Here is a 16,110-nt window from a genome sequence, read left to right on the forward strand (position 1 = left end):
ACTCAAATCCCCGACCCGCAGAAGGCGCGCCGCCGATCTCCTACTCGGCGGGTTGTCCCTGCAAGCTTGGCGACACGCCCTCCTCCGGCTCCGGCGCCACGAGGCAGAGCCGCAAAAGCGGCGGCACCGTCAGCAGCGTGAGAAAGGCCGACATCGACAGCCCGCCAACCACAACCGCTCCCAAGCCACGATAGAGCTCGGAGCCCTCGCCCGGGAACACCACGAGCGGCAGCATCCCCATGATGCTCGTGAGCGTCGACATGAAGATCGGGCGGATCCGGTTCTGGGTCGCCTCTTCGATCGCATCGATCGGCGTCATCCCTTCCTCGCGCAGATGGTAGAGCGACTGGTGCACGATCAGGATCGCATTGTTCACCACGATCCCCACCAGAATGATAAAGCCGAGCAAGGTCAGCATATCCAGGGGCTGGGTCTGGAACATGTTCAACAGCGCGAGCCCCCCGACCCCGCCCGCCGCCGCCACGGGCACAGAGACCAGTATGACCAGCGGCAAGACAAAGCTCTCGAACAGGATCGCCATCACGAGAAACACGATGACCAGCGCCACCACGAGGTTGATCTGGATCGCCTCCCAGGTCTGGCTGAGCTGATCCGCCGTCCCCGACACGCTGAGCCGGATGCCCGGCGGCACGCCCTGATCCTCCAGCACCGCGACCACCTGCGTCTCCAGCATTTCCACCGCCGTCTCCAGCGGCAGCGCGTCCGAGGGCCGAACCTCCAGCGTCACGGTGCGCAGCCGATCCCGGTGGCGGATCTCGGTCGGACCTGCGGTCACCACCACATCCGCCAGCGCGGATACAGGCACGATCCGGCCCGAGGGCGTGACCACCGGATAGGCGCCCACATCCTGTGTCCGGAACCCGGCAGCGAGGGACGTGTCCCCCTTCAGCACGAGGTTCAACCGGTCCGCCCCTTCGGTGATCTCCGCCACGCGGAGCCCGTCATTATACGCATCCACCGTGGCCGCAAGCGCCCCCGCATCCACGCCCGCATCCGCCAGCCGCAGCCGATTCGGGACAAGCCGGACCTCCGGCGCGCCCAGCTCCAACCCCGGGATCGGGCGGAATTGATGCCCTTCCGAGCGGGGCAATAGCCCCGCGACGAGCCCAGCGGCGCGCCCGGCCACCCCGAGGATCTGCTCCAGATCCTGGCCCGAGACATTGAGCTCGATGGTCCGTCCCCCACCGACCCCACGCCCGAAGAGCGAGGGCTGGGTCATGAAGCCAAACGTGCCCGGCTCGGCAAAGATCGGTCCCGACAGGAGCGGGATCAGTTCCGCCACCCGGGGCCCATCGAGCGCGGTGGCCCCGACAAAGGAATTGCCCGGGGTCGCGACGAAGAAGAAGTTCTCGATGGTCGGCCCGCCCTCGGGCGTCTCAAGCTCGGGTGCGGCCTCCCACATGGGCTGGGCAGCGCGTTCGATCCGTTCGGCAATCGTCTCGGTCGTATCGAGATTATACCCAGGTGGCGGGATGATCAGGCCGAAAACGAGGTTTCGGTTGCCCTCGGGCAGGTACTCGAGCCGCGGCAGGAAGACGACCGTCGCCACCGCCGCCGCGCCGCCGATCAACGCGACCATGAGGATCCCGAGGAGACGGATCCGAACCGTCATTCGCACATACCACATCACCAGCGCCTTGAAGCCACGCGCCAGATGATCAATCCCCCAGAGCGGCAGCGTCGTCTGCTGCCCATCTTTCAGGAGCCGCTTGGCCAGCGCCGGGATGACCGTCACGGCCACGACCAGCGAGAGCAGCACGGAGACCGAGATCGCCACGGCGATATCACGGAAAAGCTGCCCGGCTTCGAGCTCCATGATCAGGATCGGGACAAAGACCAGCACTGTGGTCAGAGCGGAGACGAGGATCGCGCCCCAGACCTGGCGCGCGCCGTGATAGGCCGCCTCGGAGCGGGATTTTCCCTGCTCGCGCAGCCGGTAGATATTCTCCAGCACCACGATGGCCGCATCCACGATCATGCCCACGGCAAAGGCGATACCGGCAAGGCTGACGACGTTGAGCGTCCGCCCCGTGGCGGCCATGGCCACGAACGTCGCCACGATGGAGACCGGGATTGCGAGGCTTACAACAAGCGTGGCGCGCGGGGATCGCAGGAAGATCAACAGGACCAGCGCCGCGAGCGCGCCCCCGATCCAGATGTTCTGCGTCACCAGATCAATCGCGCCCTCGATATAAATCGTCTCGTCATAGACCTGTTCCAGCAGCAACCCCTGAGCCGCCACCGGCCCCGCCTGCAACTCGCTCAGAACCCGGCGCACCTCGCCCATGGTCTCGATCACATTGGCCCCGCGCTCCCGCACGATGTTGAAGGCCAGACCGGACTCGCCCTTGAAGCGCAGCCGCGCCTGCGGCTCCCCGAAGGAAAACTGCACCCGCGCCACATCGCGCACCAGCACCCGGCCCAGCGTCCCCGTGGATGCCTCGGAGCGCAGGACCACGCCGCCGACACTCTCCACCGTGTCGAGCGATCCTTCCGCCCGCACCACGTAGCGGCGTTTGCCTTCCTCCACATCGCCCGCCGACAGCGAGATATTCTCGGCCCGCAACCGCCCGACTACCTCGGGCACCGTAAGCCCGAACCGCGCCAGACGACGCGGGTCCACCACGATCTGCAACTCTCTGCTGACCCCGCCAAAGACGTTGACGGCCGAGACCCCCTCGATCCGTTCGATCCGGTCCTTGACCACGTCCTCCATGAAATCGCCATAGGTCGGCAAGGGGCGCTCCGCCGTGCCCGCATCGGTGACGATCACCCAGGCGATCGGGCTGTCATCATCGCCCGATGTATCCAGCGACGGCTCGCTCGCCTCGTCCGGATAATCGCCCACACGGTCGAGCCGGTTCGACACCAAAAGCAGCGTCTGGCTCATATCCGTGCCCGGCGAGAACTCCAGCGTGATCTCCCCCGATCCCGACTGGGAGCGCGAGGTCATGATGTCGAGCCCTTCGAGCCCGCGCAGGGCTTCTTCCTGCGGGTTGATGATCTCGCGTTCGATCTCGGCGGGGGCGGCGCCCGGCCATTGGGTCTCGACCACGACAACGGGTTTGCGCACATCCGGGGCCAGCTGGATCGGGATCCGCGACAGGGCGATCACCCCGAAGAGCACCGCCATGATCACCGCAGCGATCACCGCGATGGGCCGCTCGATGGCGAAACGAATGGGGTTCATGACCGGCCCTTCCTCAGTTGGATTGTTGCCCGGGCGCGCCGCCGCCCATGGCCTGCAGCGCTTGTCCCGGGCGCAGGCGCTCATTGCCGCGCACGACCACTGCGTCGCCCTCGGCGAGCCCGCCCAGAACCTCGAACCGGTCCCCCATGGCCACACCGATCTGCACCGGGCGCGGCTGTGCGACGCCCTCGGCATTCACGAAAACCGTCCAACCCTGCGCGCCCTGCACGAGCGCGTCCTTGGGTACGCTGAGCGCATCACGCGGCGGGCTGACCGGCACCATCAGGGTGATCGATTGGCCCACGGCGAGGGTCGCGCCGAGCATTGTGAAATCCCCCGACAGCCGCACGGGCCGGGTCCGTGTCGACAGGCTTTCGGTCGGCAGGATCGCCCGCACCTGCAGGTCCAGCGCGGTGCCGTCATCACTTTCTCCAGCGACTTGAACCCCGTCCGGGATGGCGGGCGCAAATTCAGCCGGAACCTGAGCTTCGACCTCTAAGGCACTGATATCAATTAACCGCGCCACAGGCGCCCCCACGGAAATGAATTGCCCCGGATCCGCCTCGACCGAGAGGACGACCCCCTCGAAGGGCGCTGTGATCCGCGCGCGCTCCAGCGTGTAGCGGGCCCGCGCCTCCGCCGCCTCGGCATTCAGAAGTCGCGCCTGAGCCTGATTGATCTGGCCTGTGGCCGCCGCCCGATCACTGGTGGCATCGTCAAAGCGCGCGGAGCTGAACGACGCCGTATCCCGGAGCCCCTCGGCCCGGTCCAGCGCGTCCTGCGCCCGGCGCAATTGCGCCTCGGCGATGGCGATGCCCGCACGCGCCTCTTCGATCTCGGCCAGGGCTTGCTTCAACTCGATCTGGGCCAGCTCGGTATCGAGCACGGCGAGGGTCGCCCCTGCCACCACAGTGTCGCCCACGAGCACCGCGACCTCATCGACGATCCCCGCGACCCGGGCCGCCACTTCGCTGTCGCGCGACGCAACGATCTGGCCAAACACCGGCAGAGTTTCCGCCAGGGAGCGCCGCTCCACCACTTCGGTGACCACCGCCGCTGGGCGCCCTTGGGCCAGCACAGGGCCAACCGTCGCCAAGAGCGAAACACTCACGGCCAAATATCCACAAAACCTCAACAACGACATGGGCGGCACTTTCCAAACGACTCCGGAGGCAGAGGGTAGCACGTCTGCTGCAGGTGCAAAGGGAGATCCTCCTTGCACTCGATCAAATTCGCGCCTAGGTCTGGGGCACTTACCGTTGGGGTGCCCGGGTTCGGGCTGAGAGACGCTGTGCGTCAACCCATGGAACCTGATCCGGGCAATACCGGCGGAGGGAACGGTTCGCGCATCGCGGCAAGATGCAGAGCGCCCCCAATCCCCTCAAGCCGGAACGGCCCGCCAAGACGAGGCGTGCGATGGCGACCGCATTGACAATAGCAGGCTCGGATTCCGGCGGCGGCGCGGGGATCCAGGCGGATCTCAAGGCCTTCTCCGCGCGGGGCGTCTATGGCGCGAGCGTGATCACCGCGCTGACGGCGCAGAACACGCGCGCGGTCACAGCCGTGGAGATCACGCCGGTCGCGATGATCCGGGCCCAGATGGCAGCGGTCTTCGACGATATCGCCGTGGATGCGGTCAAGATCGGCATGCTCGGCACGCCCGAGGTGATCGCCGCCGTGGCCGAGGGGTTGGCCGGGTTTGACGGGCCCGTAGTGCTCGACCCGGTGATGGTCGCGAAATCCGGGGATGCGCTTCTGGCGGCAGAGGCCGAAGCGGCGCTCGCCGAACAGCTCCTGCCGCGCGCCACCGTGCTGACCCCGAACCTGCCTGAGGCAGCGCGCCTCTTGGGGCGTGCGGAGAGCGACGAACCCGCCGCCATGCTGGAGGCCGGGCACGCCTTGCGCGCCATGGGCCCCGCGGCGGTTCTGATGAAGGGCGGACATGGGCGCGGCGAGACCTGTGTGGATCTGCTGATCGATGGCGAGGCCGAACCCTTGCGGCTCGAGGCCCAGCGCATTGCAACGCGCAACACCCATGGCACCGGCTGCACGCTCTCAGCCTCCATCGCCGCGGAACTGGCCAAGGGCGCAGCTTTGCGGCCGACGGTCACCGCGGCCCATACCTACCTGCAAGGGGCGATTGCAAAGGCCGATAGCCTCGGGATCGGGCAAGGTCACGGGCCGGTGCACCATTTCCACGAGCTGTGGACATGACCGGTTTCGCGGTCCTTGGCGCCGGTGTGGCCGGCCTCTGCGTGGCGACCGAGCTGGCGGCGCGGGGGGCCCAGGTCACTCTGCACGACCCGGCAGGCGGGCCGGGCGCCCATGGCTGCTCCTGGTGGGCAGGGGGCATGCTGGCGCCTTGGTGCGAATATGAGAATGCCGAAGAGCCGGTCCTCATTCATGGTCAAATGGCCCTCGATTGGTGGTCGGCCCGGACCGAGGTGACGCGGCGCGGCACGCTGGTGGTGGCCCATGCGCGCGACCGGTCCGATCTGGATCGCTTTGCCCGCCGCACCCATGGCCACGCTCCGGTCACGGGGGCTGAGATTGCAGCGCTTGAGCCCGATCTGGGCGCGCGCTTTCCGGCGGGCCTCTATTTCGAGGCCGAGGGGCATCTCGACCCGCGCCGGGCTCTGGTGGATCTGGCCGAGCGTCTCGAGGCCCAGGGCATATCCGTGCGTGACGACGCGCCCCCGCGAGGCGCGCAGATCGTGAATTGCACCGGTCTTGCGGCGCGGGACGCCCTGCCCGAGCTGCGCGGGGTCAAGGGGGAGATGCTGGTGATCCGCGCCCCGGATCTGACCCTCAGCCGCCCGGTCCGCCTTCTGCATCCGCGGATCCCGCTCTATATCGTGCCGCGCGGCGACGGGGTTTACATGCTGGGCGCGACGATGATCGAGGCCGAGGATCGCGGTCGAATCTCGGCCCGCGCGATGCTGGAACTTCTGAGCGCGGCCTATGCCCTCAACCCCGCCTTTGCCGAAGCCGAAATTCTCGAGATCGGTACGGATCTGCGCCCCGCCTTTCCCGACAACCTGCCCCGCGTCACGCAAGAGGGCGGCGTCACCTACGTCAACGGCCTTTACCGCCACGGCTATCTGCTCGCGCCCGCCATGGCGCAGCAGGCAGCCCAGGCGCTGCTCGGCCCCACCCCATCGGAGACTGCCCATGCAGCTTGTCATTAACGGCACCGCAACCGAGGTCGCGGCCACGACGCTCGCGGACCTGCTGACCGAGCTCGGGCATACCGGCACCGTGGCGACCGCCCTGAACGAGAGCTTCGTGCCCGTGGGTGCGCGGGCGGGCCAGACCCTGTCCCCCGGCGACCGGATCGAGATCCTCGCGCCGATGCAAGGGGGCTGAGCCATGCCCGATACGCCGACACCGACCACCAAGCCATTCTATGGCACGGCGCTCGCCCACCCCCTGATGCTGGGCACGGCGCAATACCCTTCGCCTGCCATCCTTGCGGAGGCGTTCCGCGCGTCCGGCGCAGGAGTGGCGACCGTGTCTCTGCGCCGTGAGGGCGCGGGCGGCGCGGGCCAGACATTTTGGGCGATGATCCGCGACCTTGGCGTCGCCGTGCTGCCCAACACCGCCGGATGCCATTCCGCGCGCGAGGCGATCACCACCGCTCAGATGGCCCGCGAGGTCTTTGCGACGGACTGGATCAAGCTGGAAGTGATCGGCAATACAGACACGCTGCAGCCGGATGTGTTCGAGCTGGTGGAGGCGACACGGATCCTCACGGAGGACGGCTTCAAGGTCTTTCCCTACTGCACCGAGGATCTGGTGGTGGCCGAGAAACTGCTTGCCGCAGGCGCCGAGGTGCTCATGCCCTGGGGCGCGCCGATCGGCACCGGGCTGGGGCTGAACAACCCCTACGGGCTGCGGACCCTGCGGGCGCGGTTTCCTGAGGTGCCGATGGTCGTGGATGCCGGGATCGGCCTGCCCTCCCACGCGGCGGCGGCCATGGAGATGGGCTATGACGCGGTTCTGTTGAATACCGCGGTGGCCAAGGCGGGCGATCCCGTCGCGATGGCCGTGGCCATGGCCCGCGCGACCGAGGCTGGGGCCCTGGCCCGCGCGGCTGACCCGATGGAGGCGCGCGACATGGCCGCCCCCTCGACCCCCGTCATCGGACAGGCGTTTTTGTCATGAGCGGTTTGCATCCCTTCTATCCGATCTTCGACCGGGCCGAGTGGTTGATCCGGCTCCTGCCCCTCGGGATCAAGCTGGTGCAGCTCCGGATCAAGGACCAACCGCCCGAGGTGGTGCGGGCCGAGATCCGGGCGGCCAAAGGCCTGTGTGGCGAGCATGGCTGCACGCTGGTGGTGAATGACCATTGGCAGATCGCCATCGCCGAGGGCTGCGACTGGGTGCATCTGGGGCAGGAGGATCTGGATACCGCCGATCTGGCCGCGATCAAGGCCGCCGGGATCAAGCTGGGCCTGTCGACCCATGACGAGGCGGAGCTCGATCGGGCGCTGGCTTGTGAGCCGGATTACGTGGCGCTCGGGCCGATCTACCCGACGATCCTGAAGAAAATGAAATGGGAGCAGCAAGGGCTCGAGAAGCTTACCGACTGGCGCGCGCGGATCGGGGATCTGCCGCTCATTGCCATTGGCGGCATGACGCCGGAGCGGGGCAAGCTCGCGCTGGAGGCTGGAGCGGATGTGGTTTCCGCGGTGACGGATATCACCTTGAACGAGGATCCCGAAGGCCGGGTACGCACCTGGCTGGAGGCGCTGGGATGATCCCACGTCTGGTCCAGCGCCATGCCAAGCCCCGAGGCGCCGCCCGCATGCGCGCGGCGCGGACCCGCGGGATAGCGAGCCGTGCTCTGCAGGACCTGACCCCATGACCCGCTACGCCCGTCAGATGCAGCTGCCCCAGGTTGGCGTGGCGGGGCAAGCAAAGCTTGCCGACGCCCATGCCCTGGTGATCGGCGCAGGCGGGCTCGGCGCGCCGGTGCTGAGCTACCTTGCGGGCGCGGGGTTGGGGCGGATCACGGTGATGGATGCGGACCGGGTCAGCCCGAGCAATCTGCATCGTCAGACCCTGTTCACAGTGGACGATATCGGCGCGCCAAAGGCCAAGGTTGCCGCCGCACGCCTGCGCGCGCTCAATCCAGACTGTCATGTCAGCGCCGTGACGGAGACGTTTACGCCCAAGACCGGCCCGGCGGCGATCGCCGAGGCGGATATCGTACTGGATTGCGCGGACAGCTATGCGGCGAGCTACAGCGCGTCGGATCTTTGCGGGGCCACGCCCTTGATCACAGCCTCCGTCCTCGGCGCGGCGGGCTATGTTGCAGGCTGCTGCGGCAGCGCACCCACCTTGCGCGCGCTCTTCCCGGAACCGCCCGATAGCGCGGCGTCTTGTGCCACGGCGGGCGTCTTCGGCCCGGTGGTGGGCGCGCTCGGGTCGCTGCAGGCGCAGATGGCGCTGAGCGTGCTGCTGGGGCTCGCCCCTTCGCCGCTCGGGCAGGTCGTAACCCTCGACACCGGCGCCTGGCGCGTGGGCAGCTTTCGTTTTGACGACGCCCCTGAGCCCGACCGCGCCCTGCCCTTCATCGCGCCCAGCCAGATCACCCCCGAGGACACGGTGATCGAGCTGCGTCCCGAGGCCGAGGCCCCGCGCCCGGTCGCCGCCCATGCCCGTCGCATCGCGGCCCCGACCCCGGCGGATCTGCGCCCGGGGCATCGCACCGTTCTCGCCTGCACCTCCGGCCTGCGGGCCTGGCGCGCGGGCACCACCCTTTCTGACACCTGGCCCGGCGAGATTGTCCTCGCGGCCGATCCCCAACAGGAGACACCCACATGAAATATCTGGCGCTCGCTGCGGCTCTGAGCACGGCAACCCCGGCGCTTGCCGCCGACAAGATGACCCTGCTGCTCGACTGGTTCGTGAACCCCAATCACGGGCCGATCATCCTCGCCGAGGAGCGCGGCTATTTCGCCGAAGCCGGGCTTGAGGTCGAAGTCATCGCCCCGGCAGATCCCTCGGCCCCGCCGAAACTGGTGGCGGCCGGTCAGGGCGACATGGCCGTGAGCTATCAGGCCCAGACCCATCTGCAGGTTCATGAGGGCCTGCCCCTGCTGCGCGTGGGCACGCTGGTGGCGACCCCGCTCAACTGCCTGCTGACCCTGGAAGACGGCCCGATCAAGACCCCCGCAGACCTCAAGGGCGGCAAGATCGGCTTCTCGGTGGCCGGTGTCGAAGAAGCGCTCCTGCGTGCGGTGCTCGGCAAATACGGCGTGGCCTTTGAAGAGGTCGAGCTGGTGAATGTGAACTTCTCGCTCTCCCCCTCGCTCATGTCCGGGCAGGTGGACGCGGTAATCGGCGCCTACCGGAATTTCGAGCTCAACCAGATGGAGATCGAAGGCATCGCCGGGAATTGCATCTATATCGAGGAAGAGGGCGTGCCGCCCCATGATGAGCTGATCTATGTGGCCCATTCCGAGACCATGGATGCGGACAAGATCGCGCGGTTCCTCGGCGCGGTCGAAAAGGCGACCCAGTACATCGTGAACCACCCCGAGGACGCGTGGGAGATCTTCTCCGGCACCTCGCCCGAGCTGAATGACCGGCTGAACGCCATGGCCTGGGAAGACACCCTGCCCCGCTTTGCCCTGCGCCCGGCCGCGCTGGACGAGGGCCGCTATGCGCGGTTCGAGGAATTCCTCAAGGAGTCCGGTCTGACCGACAGCGTGAACCCGGTGGCCGAGATCGCCGTGGATGTGACCGCGCAATGAGCGGTTACGGCGCGGCCTTCGGCCTCTGGCGTGCGGCGTCCCCGGACTGGGACGCCTACACACGCCATGCCTTTGTCGAGGGGTTGCGCGACGGCTCCCTGCCGCGCGCGGCCTTCCTGCATTATCTCGCCCAGGATTACGTTTTCCTGAAGCACTTCAGCCGGGCCTGGGGCCTAGCGATTGCCAAGGCCGATACGCTGGACGAGATGGAGGCGGCAGCGGCCACCGTGCATGGGCTCCTGCATCACGAGATGGGCCTCCATGTGGAGATCTGTGGCGCGGCCGGGATTTCGGAAGCGGAGTTGCGGGCGACCCCCGAGGCCCCCGGCAACATGGCCTATACGCGCTATGTGCTGGAGGCCGGGTATTCCGGCGATTTCCTCGATCTGCTCGCGGCTCTGGCCCCCTGCGTATTGGGCTATGGTGAGATCGGCCAGCGGCTGGCGCAGGATCACGCGCCGGACTATGCGGACTGGATCGCGACCTATGGCGGCGCGGAGTATCAGGGGATCTGCGAGAGCGTTGGCACCCTGATCGATGGCGCCCTGACCCACCGGCTTGGTCCGGATTACAAGGACCTGCCACGCTTTGCCCAGCTCGGCACGCGGTTTGCCCAGGCAACGACGCTTGAGGTCGGGTTCTGGGATATGGGGCTTGCGCCCGAATGACGGATCCTGCCCCCGCCATCCGCATCAAAGGCGATGCGCGGAGCGGGGCAGGCCTGCTGTTTCGCGGGCTCGACCTGACGCTGGAGGCCGGGCGCTGGACCTGCCTTCTGGGCGCGTCCGGGGCGGGCAAGTCCACCATTCTGCGCATGATCGCCGGGCTCGACGCCCATGTGACGTTTGACGGCCAGATCACAGCGCAGGATGGCGCGCCCTTGGCCGGGCGCGTGGCCTATATGGCCCAGAGCGACCTACTGCTGCCCTGGAGCAAGGTGATCGACAATCTCTGCCTCGGGGCGCGGCTGCGTGGGACACGGCCCGACCGGGCGCGCGCTCTGCGGCTCTTGGAGCGGGTGGGGCTCGCCGAGCATGCCGAGAAGCGGCCCGATGCGCTCTCGGGCGGGCAGCGGCAGAGGGCCGCCCTCGCCCGGACGCTGATGGAGGATCGGCCAGTCATCCTGCTCGATGAGCCCTTCTCCGCCCTTGATGCCCGGACACGCTCCGAGATGCAGGATCTCGCGGTGGAGCTTTTGGCCGGGCGGACGGTGCTGCTGGTGACGCACGATCCCGGCGAAGCGGCACGGCTCGGCCATGGGATCGAGGTGCTGGGGCCCAACGGGTTGACCACGGTGCCACCCCCGTCGGGCGCGGTGCCACGCTCGGTGGACGACCCGGAGACGCTGGCCATGCAAGGCGCGCTCTTGCGGCGGTTGCGGGAGGATGCGGCATGAAGCTCGGCCACGCCCTCGCCGCGACCCTGTTCCTGCTGGCCCTATGGCAGTCGGTGGTGAGCCTGACCGGGCTGCCGTCGTTCATCCTGCCCGGCCCCGCGCGGGTCTGGAGCACCTGGTGGGAGAGCCGCGCCCTGATCGGGGAGCATGCGCTGGTGACCCTGACGGAGGTCGCGCTGGGGCTGTTGATCGGCGGGGGGCTCGGGATCTTCACGGCGCTCAGCCTCGCCATGAGCCCGGCGGCCCGGGTGCTGATCCGGCCCTTGCTGGTGTTTTCCCAGGCCCTGCCGGTCTTTGCGCTGGCACCGATCCTGACCCTCTGGCTCGGCTATGGCTTGGGCTCGAAAGTCGCCATGGCCGTGCTGATCATCTTCTTTCCCATCACCTCTGCATTTTTCGACGGGTTGATGCGGGTGCCCAAGGGGTATCTCGATCTGGCGCAGACCATGGGCGCGAGTCGGGTCGCGGTCCTGTGGCGGATCCAGGTGCCCAATGCCCTGCCCAGTCTGGGCTCGGGGCTGAAGCTGGCGGCGGTCTATGCGCCGATTGGGGCGGTGATCGGGGAATGGGTCGGCTCCTCCCAAGGGCTCGGCTACCTGATGCTCTTGGCCAATGGCCGCGCCAAGACCGACCTGATGTTCGCGGCGATGCTGACGCTCGGGGTGATGTCGGTCTTGCTCTATGTACTGGCGGATCGGGCGGCGCGTCACCTCGCCCGGTAGCGTTTGCGGTGGGTGCGGGAGCCTTCGGCGAGGATATTTGAAGACTTAAGATTGAGGGTCGCGCCCTCAGGCCAGTGGTTCGTCCTTGGGGCGCGTGCGCCAGACCACGAAGAACCGCGCGGCGGTCATGAGGGCAAAGGCGGTCATCAGGCCGGTTTCCGGGCTAAGGGCTTCGCGCCAGATGACGAAGACCGTGCCTCCGCCGAGGGAGATGGTGGCGTAGAGATCCTCCTTCAGGATCGAGGGTTGCAACCCGCAGAGCACGTCGCGGATCATGCCGCCCGCCACGCCAGTCGTGCAGCCGAGGATCACCGCGATCACCGGCGAGAGGCCCGCGCCCAGGGCGATTTGAACGCCGACAAGGGTGAAGAGTGCGAGACCAACGGCATCGAGATAGAGGAGCAGCCGGAGCCGCCGCCCGCCCCCGGCCCGCATGCGGCGCGCCGCGAGAAAGGTCAGGAGAGCGACGGGGATCGCGGTGGCGAGATAGGTCAGGTCGTTGATCCAGAAGACCGGGAAACGCCCGATCAGGATATCGCGTAACGTGCCGCCGCCCACGGCCGTGACGATGGCGAGCACCGTCGCACCGAACGGGTCGAACCCCTGGCGCGCGCCCTGGATCGCCGCCGATGCCGCCATGACGCCGGTGGCCAACACGGTCAGCGCAAAGACGATGGGGCCGAGGGAGGTCAGGAGCATGGGGGGACTTTGGGGGTGGTGCTCTCAGAAAGCCGAGCCAGCCGCCCCGCCTCGATGTCCGACATTCGCAATTCCTCCCCCTGCGCTTTTGCATCATGATCCGCGCGAAACCCTTTGGGGTCAAACGGGTTTCCTGGTCACCCTAGGCCTCGACAGGCGCGATCAGCGCGGGGCCCGCCGCCCGGTTGGAATTCACCGCCGGATCGACTCTGTGAAAGGCGAAGGTCTCGTCCGGGGCGGGCTCCATCAGACGCGCGGCCCCCTTGCCCGCCTCCCCAAGCCAGAGGGGCCAATCTTCGGGTGGCAGGCTCACCGGCATCCGGTGGTGGATCTTTGACATGGGCTGGTTTGCGCGGGTCGTCACGATGGCGCAGGTGACGAAGGCCTGATCCTGCGCCTCCCAGGCCTGCCAGACGCCTGCAAAGGCGATGGGCGCACCGTCGCGCCGGTGGATATACCAGGGCAGACGCGCGCCCGCTTCGGTCTTGGTCCATTCATAAAACCCCGTGGCCGGGATCAGGCAACGCCGGGCACGGCAGGCGGCGCGAAAGGCCGGTTTCTCGGCGATGGTCTCGGCCCGCGCATTGATCAGAAGCGGACCGGCGGTCGGCGTCTTGTACCAGTGGGGCAGAAACCCCCAGCGCATGGGCCGAAGGTGTCGCGCGCCCGCGTCCGAGGTCACCACGGCCACCGGGTTCGTGGGACAGATGTTGTAGCGCACCGCCTCCGGCAGGTCATTGGCAGGCGTTGCCGCAAAGAGCCGCGCCATGGCGTCGGTGGGCAGGGTGATGGCAAAGCGTCCGCACATGGGCCGAGGCTAGCGCGCGACCCGGCTGAGGTACAGCCGCCATGCCGCAGGCCCGCCCCGCGGTTGCCCCTAGACGGCGCGCGACAAAGCTTCTAGACGCAGCGGGTTCCATCGGGCGCTTGGGGAGAGGCGCCGCCCCTTCTGCTGAAAGCTGACCCCGTGCCGAGTGACCAAAGCCAGACACCGCCCCTGCCCCCTTTGCCCAGCCCGATTGCGCAGGCGCTGGACGAAAAGGGCTATGACACGCTGACGCCTGTGCAGATCGCGGTCTCGGACCCGGAGCTGACGGAGGCGGACCTGCTGGTCTCGGCCCAGACCGGGTCGGGCAAGACCGTGGCCTTCGGGCTGGCCATCGCGCCGACGCTGCTTGGCGAAGCCGAAGAATTTGGCAAACCGGACGCGCCCCTGGGCCTCGTGATCGCGCCGACAAGGGAGCTGGCGATGCAGGTGCGGCGCGAGCTCACCTGGCTCTATGGCAAAGCAGGCGCGGTCTTGACCTCCTGCGTCGGCGGGATGGATGCGCGGGACGAGCGGCGCGCACTGGCGCGCGGGGCCCACGTGGTGGTCGCGACCCCGGGGCGGCTGCGCGATCACATCGAGCGCGGCAATCTCGATCTGAGCGCGGTGCGGGCCGTGGTGCTGGACGAAGCGGACGAGATGCTCGATCTGGGCTTCCGCGAGGATCTGGAATTCATCCTTGGTGCGGCACCCGAGGACCGGCGCACGCTCCTCTTCTCGGCGACTGTGCCCCCCGCCATCGCCAGCCTCGCGCAGCTTTATCAGCGCAACGCGCAGCGGATCACGACCCGGGCTGAGACGCGGCAGCATGCGGACATCGCCTATCGCGCAATGGTGGTCGGGCCGCGCGACGAGGAAAACGCGATCATCAATGTGTTGCGCTACTACGAGGCGGCCAACGCCATCGTGTTCTGCAACACGCGGGCCATGGTGAACCGGCTCACCACGCGCTTCTCGAACCGGGGGTTCCAGGTCGTGGCCCTGTCGGGCGAGTTGACCCAATCGGAGCGGACCCATGCCCTGCAGGCGATGCGGGACGGGCGCGCGCGGGTCTGCGTGGCCACGGATGTGGCCGCACGTGGGATCGACCTGCCCAATCTCGAACTGGTGGTCCATGCGGAGCTGCCGACAAGCTCGGATACCCTACTGCACCGCTCGGGCAGGACCGGGCGCGCCGGGCGCAAGGGCGTCAGCGCGATGATCGTACCGGTGCGGTTCCGCAAGAAGGCAGAGCGGCTCCTGAAATGGGCCAAGGTCACGCCGGATTGGGTCGCCCCGCCCAGCGCCGATGAGGTCCGCGCCCAGGATGAGGCGCGCCTGATGGAGGATCCAGCCTGGGAAGCGGAGATCCCCGAAACCGAAGCGGACATGATCGCGCGCATGGTGGAGCGGTTTACGCCGACACAGCTCGCAGCAGCGGTTCTGCGCGCCGGCGCGACGCAACGGTCGGCGCCCGAGGATATCAGTGCGGGCGATGCCGCCCCTGCGCCGCGCGCGCCGTTCGGGCCGAGCGTGTGGTTCACCCTTTCGGTCGGGCGCAACAGCCGTGCTGAGCCGCGCTGGATCCTGCCGCTTCTGTGCCGCGTGGGCGGGTTTGACCGCGAAGAGATTGGAGCGATCCGCATCCAGCAGACCGAAACCTTTGTCGAGATCCTCGAGACCGCGGTGCCGGACACGCTGCAGGGTGACGGGGCCTCGGTGAAACTCGAAGACGAGGCCGTGCTGACGCGGATGAGCGGCGCGCCGGATCTGTCCCAGCGGGACGGGTCGGGCATGCAGCGCAAGCCACGCGAGGGACATCCGGGCCGCGGCAAAGGCCCGGGGCCGCGCCCCAGCCCGCGCCCGCCGCGCGAGGACCGCAAGTCCCATGGCAAGCCGCCGCGCAAACCCTATGGCGACAGTCCCGAGCGACGGGGGCCGAAGCCCCGGAGCGAGGATCGCCCTGCGTCGCCCCCCGCGGCGGAGGGGGCAGACGCGCGGCCCGAGCGGAAACCTCGCCATAAGGGGAATGCACCCACGCCCAAGGGCGGCCCCGGCAAAGCGCCTTACGAGAAGCGCGCCCGCGACGGCGACCGCCCGGATCGGGCCAAGGGCGGCAAACCCTTTGGCAAGCCCGGTAGTGCGTCCGGTCATAAACCCGGTGGCAAGCCTTCGGGCAAACCGGGCGGCAAGCCCGCGTTCCGCGACAAGGAGAATGGCCGGGATCGCGATGGCGCGGGCCGTCCGCCCCGTGGGCCCGGCAAACCCGGCGGCCCGTTCAAGGGCGGCAAGGGCGGTCCGAAAGACAGCCCAAGAGGCGAGGCACCGCGCCGCTTCAAGGCAGCCAGTGATCCGTCCCAGAAGCTCGGCCCCGATGGCAAACCCGTGCGTCGCGGCGGCAAGGGGGGTCCCGGTGGTCCGGGTCGCAAGACCTTTGCGGGCAAGGGCGGCAACGCTGTGCCCAAACGGCGCGGACCGAAATCCTGAGCCCCCAAAACCTACCAAGCAAAAAAGGC

The 16,110-nt window shown here is 68.1% G+C and carries 15 protein-coding genes and 1 riboswitch; of the genes, 11 read left to right on the top strand and 4 right to left on the bottom strand.

Features of this window, described 5'->3' with window-relative positions:
• Positions 1–40: 40 nt before the first annotated feature.
• Both ACP153_RS02135 and ACP153_RS02140 read right to left on the bottom strand, forming a co-directional pair.
• Entirely contained in the window at positions 41–3,211 is a 3,171-nt protein-coding gene (locus ACP153_RS02135; protein WP_424969325.1) for an efflux RND transporter permease subunit, read from the bottom strand.
• 13 nt (positions 3,212–3,224) lie between these two features.
• Complete coding sequence (locus ACP153_RS02140; RefSeq protein WP_424969326.1) at positions 3,225–4,322, bottom strand: efflux RND transporter periplasmic adaptor subunit; 1,098 nt, start codon at positions 4,320–4,322, stop codon at positions 3,225–3,227.
• A gap of 139 nt (positions 4,323–4,461) precedes the next feature.
• Positions 4,462–4,565: riboswitch (TPP riboswitch) on the top strand.
• A 62-nt stretch (positions 4,566–4,627) separates the two neighbouring features.
• On the opposite strand from ACP153_RS02140, the gene thiD reads away from it, so the two are divergent.
• The 10 genes from thiD (at position 4,628) to ACP153_RS02190 (ending at position 12,090) form a co-directional block, all read left to right on the top strand.
• Positions 4,628–5,425: a bifunctional hydroxymethylpyrimidine kinase/phosphomethylpyrimidine kinase gene (gene thiD, locus ACP153_RS02145; protein WP_424969327.1), complete on the top strand. Its 798-nt coding sequence runs from the start codon at positions 4,628–4,630 to the stop codon at positions 5,423–5,425.
• A complete protein-coding gene (locus ACP153_RS02150) occupies positions 5,422–6,399 on the top strand; it encodes an FAD-dependent oxidoreductase (protein WP_424969328.1) in 978 nt (325 codons plus the stop codon). Before thiD ends, ACP153_RS02150 begins: the two co-directional genes overlap by 4 nt.
• Positions 6,383–6,577 carry a sulfur carrier protein ThiS gene (gene thiS, locus ACP153_RS02155; RefSeq protein ID WP_424969329.1) on the top strand — a complete coding sequence of 65 codons (195 nt, stop codon included), beginning with the start codon at positions 6,383–6,385 and terminating at the stop codon, positions 6,575–6,577. The genes ACP153_RS02150 and thiS overlap by 17 nt, the downstream gene beginning before the upstream one ends.
• 3 nt (positions 6,578–6,580) lie before the next feature.
• Positions 6,581–7,375, top strand: coding sequence for a thiazole synthase (locus tag ACP153_RS02160; protein ID WP_424969330.1), 795 nt, complete (start codon positions 6,581–6,583; stop codon positions 7,373–7,375).
• Positions 7,372–7,971 (top strand): thiamine phosphate synthase, encoded by a 600-nt coding sequence (locus ACP153_RS02165; RefSeq protein WP_424969331.1) that lies wholly within the window; start codon positions 7,372–7,374, stop codon positions 7,969–7,971. The genes ACP153_RS02160 and ACP153_RS02165 overlap by 4 nt, the downstream gene beginning before the upstream one ends.
• Before the next feature lie 103 nt (positions 7,972–8,074).
• Positions 8,075–9,040 carry a HesA/MoeB/ThiF family protein gene (locus ACP153_RS02170; protein ID WP_424969332.1) on the top strand — a complete coding sequence of 322 codons (966 nt, stop codon included), beginning with the start codon at positions 8,075–8,077 and terminating at the stop codon, positions 9,038–9,040.
• Positions 9,037–9,972, top strand: coding sequence for an ABC transporter substrate-binding protein (locus tag ACP153_RS02175; protein WP_424969333.1), 936 nt, complete (start codon positions 9,037–9,039; stop codon positions 9,970–9,972). Before ACP153_RS02170 ends, ACP153_RS02175 begins: the two co-directional genes overlap by 4 nt.
• The gene (tenA, locus tag ACP153_RS02180; RefSeq protein ID WP_424969334.1) at positions 9,969–10,640 is read left to right on the top strand and encodes a thiaminase II; all 672 of its coding nucleotides are present in this window, start codon (positions 9,969–9,971) and stop codon (positions 10,638–10,640) included. Before ACP153_RS02175 ends, tenA begins: the two co-directional genes overlap by 4 nt.
• Complete coding sequence (locus tag ACP153_RS02185) at positions 10,637–11,368, top strand: ABC transporter ATP-binding protein (RefSeq protein ID WP_424969335.1); 732 nt, start codon at positions 10,637–10,639, stop codon at positions 11,366–11,368. The genes tenA and ACP153_RS02185 overlap by 4 nt, the downstream gene beginning before the upstream one ends.
• Positions 11,365–12,090, top strand: a complete 726-nt coding sequence (locus ACP153_RS02190) for an ABC transporter permease (protein ID WP_424969336.1) — start codon at positions 11,365–11,367, stop codon at positions 12,088–12,090. Before ACP153_RS02185 ends, ACP153_RS02190 begins: the two co-directional genes overlap by 4 nt.
• Positions 12,091–12,156: 66 nt before the next feature.
• On the opposite strand, the gene ACP153_RS02195 is transcribed toward ACP153_RS02190, so the two are convergent.
• The gene (locus tag ACP153_RS02195) at positions 12,157–12,789 is read right to left on the bottom strand and encodes a trimeric intracellular cation channel family protein (RefSeq protein ID WP_424969337.1); all 633 of its coding nucleotides are present in this window, start codon (positions 12,787–12,789) and stop codon (positions 12,157–12,159) included.
• 142 nt (positions 12,790–12,931) lie between these two features.
• The gene (locus ACP153_RS02200; RefSeq protein WP_424969338.1) at positions 12,932–13,597 is read right to left on the bottom strand and encodes an SOS response-associated peptidase; all 666 of its coding nucleotides are present in this window, start codon (positions 13,595–13,597) and stop codon (positions 12,932–12,934) included.
• Between the two features lie 159 nt (positions 13,598–13,756).
• Here ACP153_RS02200 and ACP153_RS02205 point away from each other — a divergent pair, with 159 nt between their 5' ends.
• A complete protein-coding gene (locus ACP153_RS02205; RefSeq protein WP_424969339.1) occupies positions 13,757–16,081 on the top strand; it encodes a DEAD/DEAH box helicase in 2,325 nt (774 codons plus the stop codon).
• Positions 16,082–16,110: the final 29 nt, after the last annotated feature.

The organism is Dinoroseobacter sp. S76 (genome assembly GCF_049801095.1).
Classification (GTDB): Bacteria; Pseudomonadota; Alphaproteobacteria; order Rhodobacterales; family Rhodobacteraceae; genus Dinoroseobacter.

Bases quoted from the DNA above. Each gene is read 5' to 3' on its own strand.
- ACP153_RS02135 (WP_424969325.1), bottom strand. From the start codon at position 3,211: ATGAACCCCATTCGTTTCGCCATCGAGCGGCCCATCGCGGTGATCGCT.
- thiD (WP_424969327.1), top strand. From the start codon at position 4,628: ATGGCGACCGCATTGACAATAGCAGGCTCGGATTCCGGCGGCGGCGCG.
- ACP153_RS02150 (WP_424969328.1), top strand. From the start codon at position 5,422: ATGACCGGTTTCGCGGTCCTTGGCGCCGGTGTGGCCGGCCTCTGCGTG.
- thiS (WP_424969329.1), top strand. From the start codon at position 6,383: ATGCAGCTTGTCATTAACGGCACCGCAACCGAGGTCGCGGCCACGACG.
- ACP153_RS02160 (WP_424969330.1), top strand. From the start codon at position 6,581: ATGCCCGATACGCCGACACCGACCACCAAGCCATTCTATGGCACGGCG.
- ACP153_RS02165 (WP_424969331.1), top strand. From the start codon at position 7,372: ATGAGCGGTTTGCATCCCTTCTATCCGATCTTCGACCGGGCCGAGTGG.
- ACP153_RS02170 (WP_424969332.1), top strand. From the start codon at position 8,075: ATGACCCGCTACGCCCGTCAGATGCAGCTGCCCCAGGTTGGCGTGGCG.
- ACP153_RS02175 (WP_424969333.1), top strand. From the start codon at position 9,037: ATGAAATATCTGGCGCTCGCTGCGGCTCTGAGCACGGCAACCCCGGCG.
- tenA (WP_424969334.1), top strand. From the start codon at position 9,969: ATGAGCGGTTACGGCGCGGCCTTCGGCCTCTGGCGTGCGGCGTCCCCG.
- ACP153_RS02185 (WP_424969335.1), top strand. From the start codon at position 10,637: ATGACGGATCCTGCCCCCGCCATCCGCATCAAAGGCGATGCGCGGAGC.
- ACP153_RS02190 (WP_424969336.1), top strand. From the start codon at position 11,365: ATGAAGCTCGGCCACGCCCTCGCCGCGACCCTGTTCCTGCTGGCCCTA.
- ACP153_RS02195 (WP_424969337.1), bottom strand. From the start codon at position 12,789: ATGCTCCTGACCTCCCTCGGCCCCATCGTCTTTGCGCTGACCGTGTTG.
- ACP153_RS02200 (WP_424969338.1), bottom strand. From the start codon at position 13,597: ATGTGCGGACGCTTTGCCATCACCCTGCCCACCGACGCCATGGCGCGG.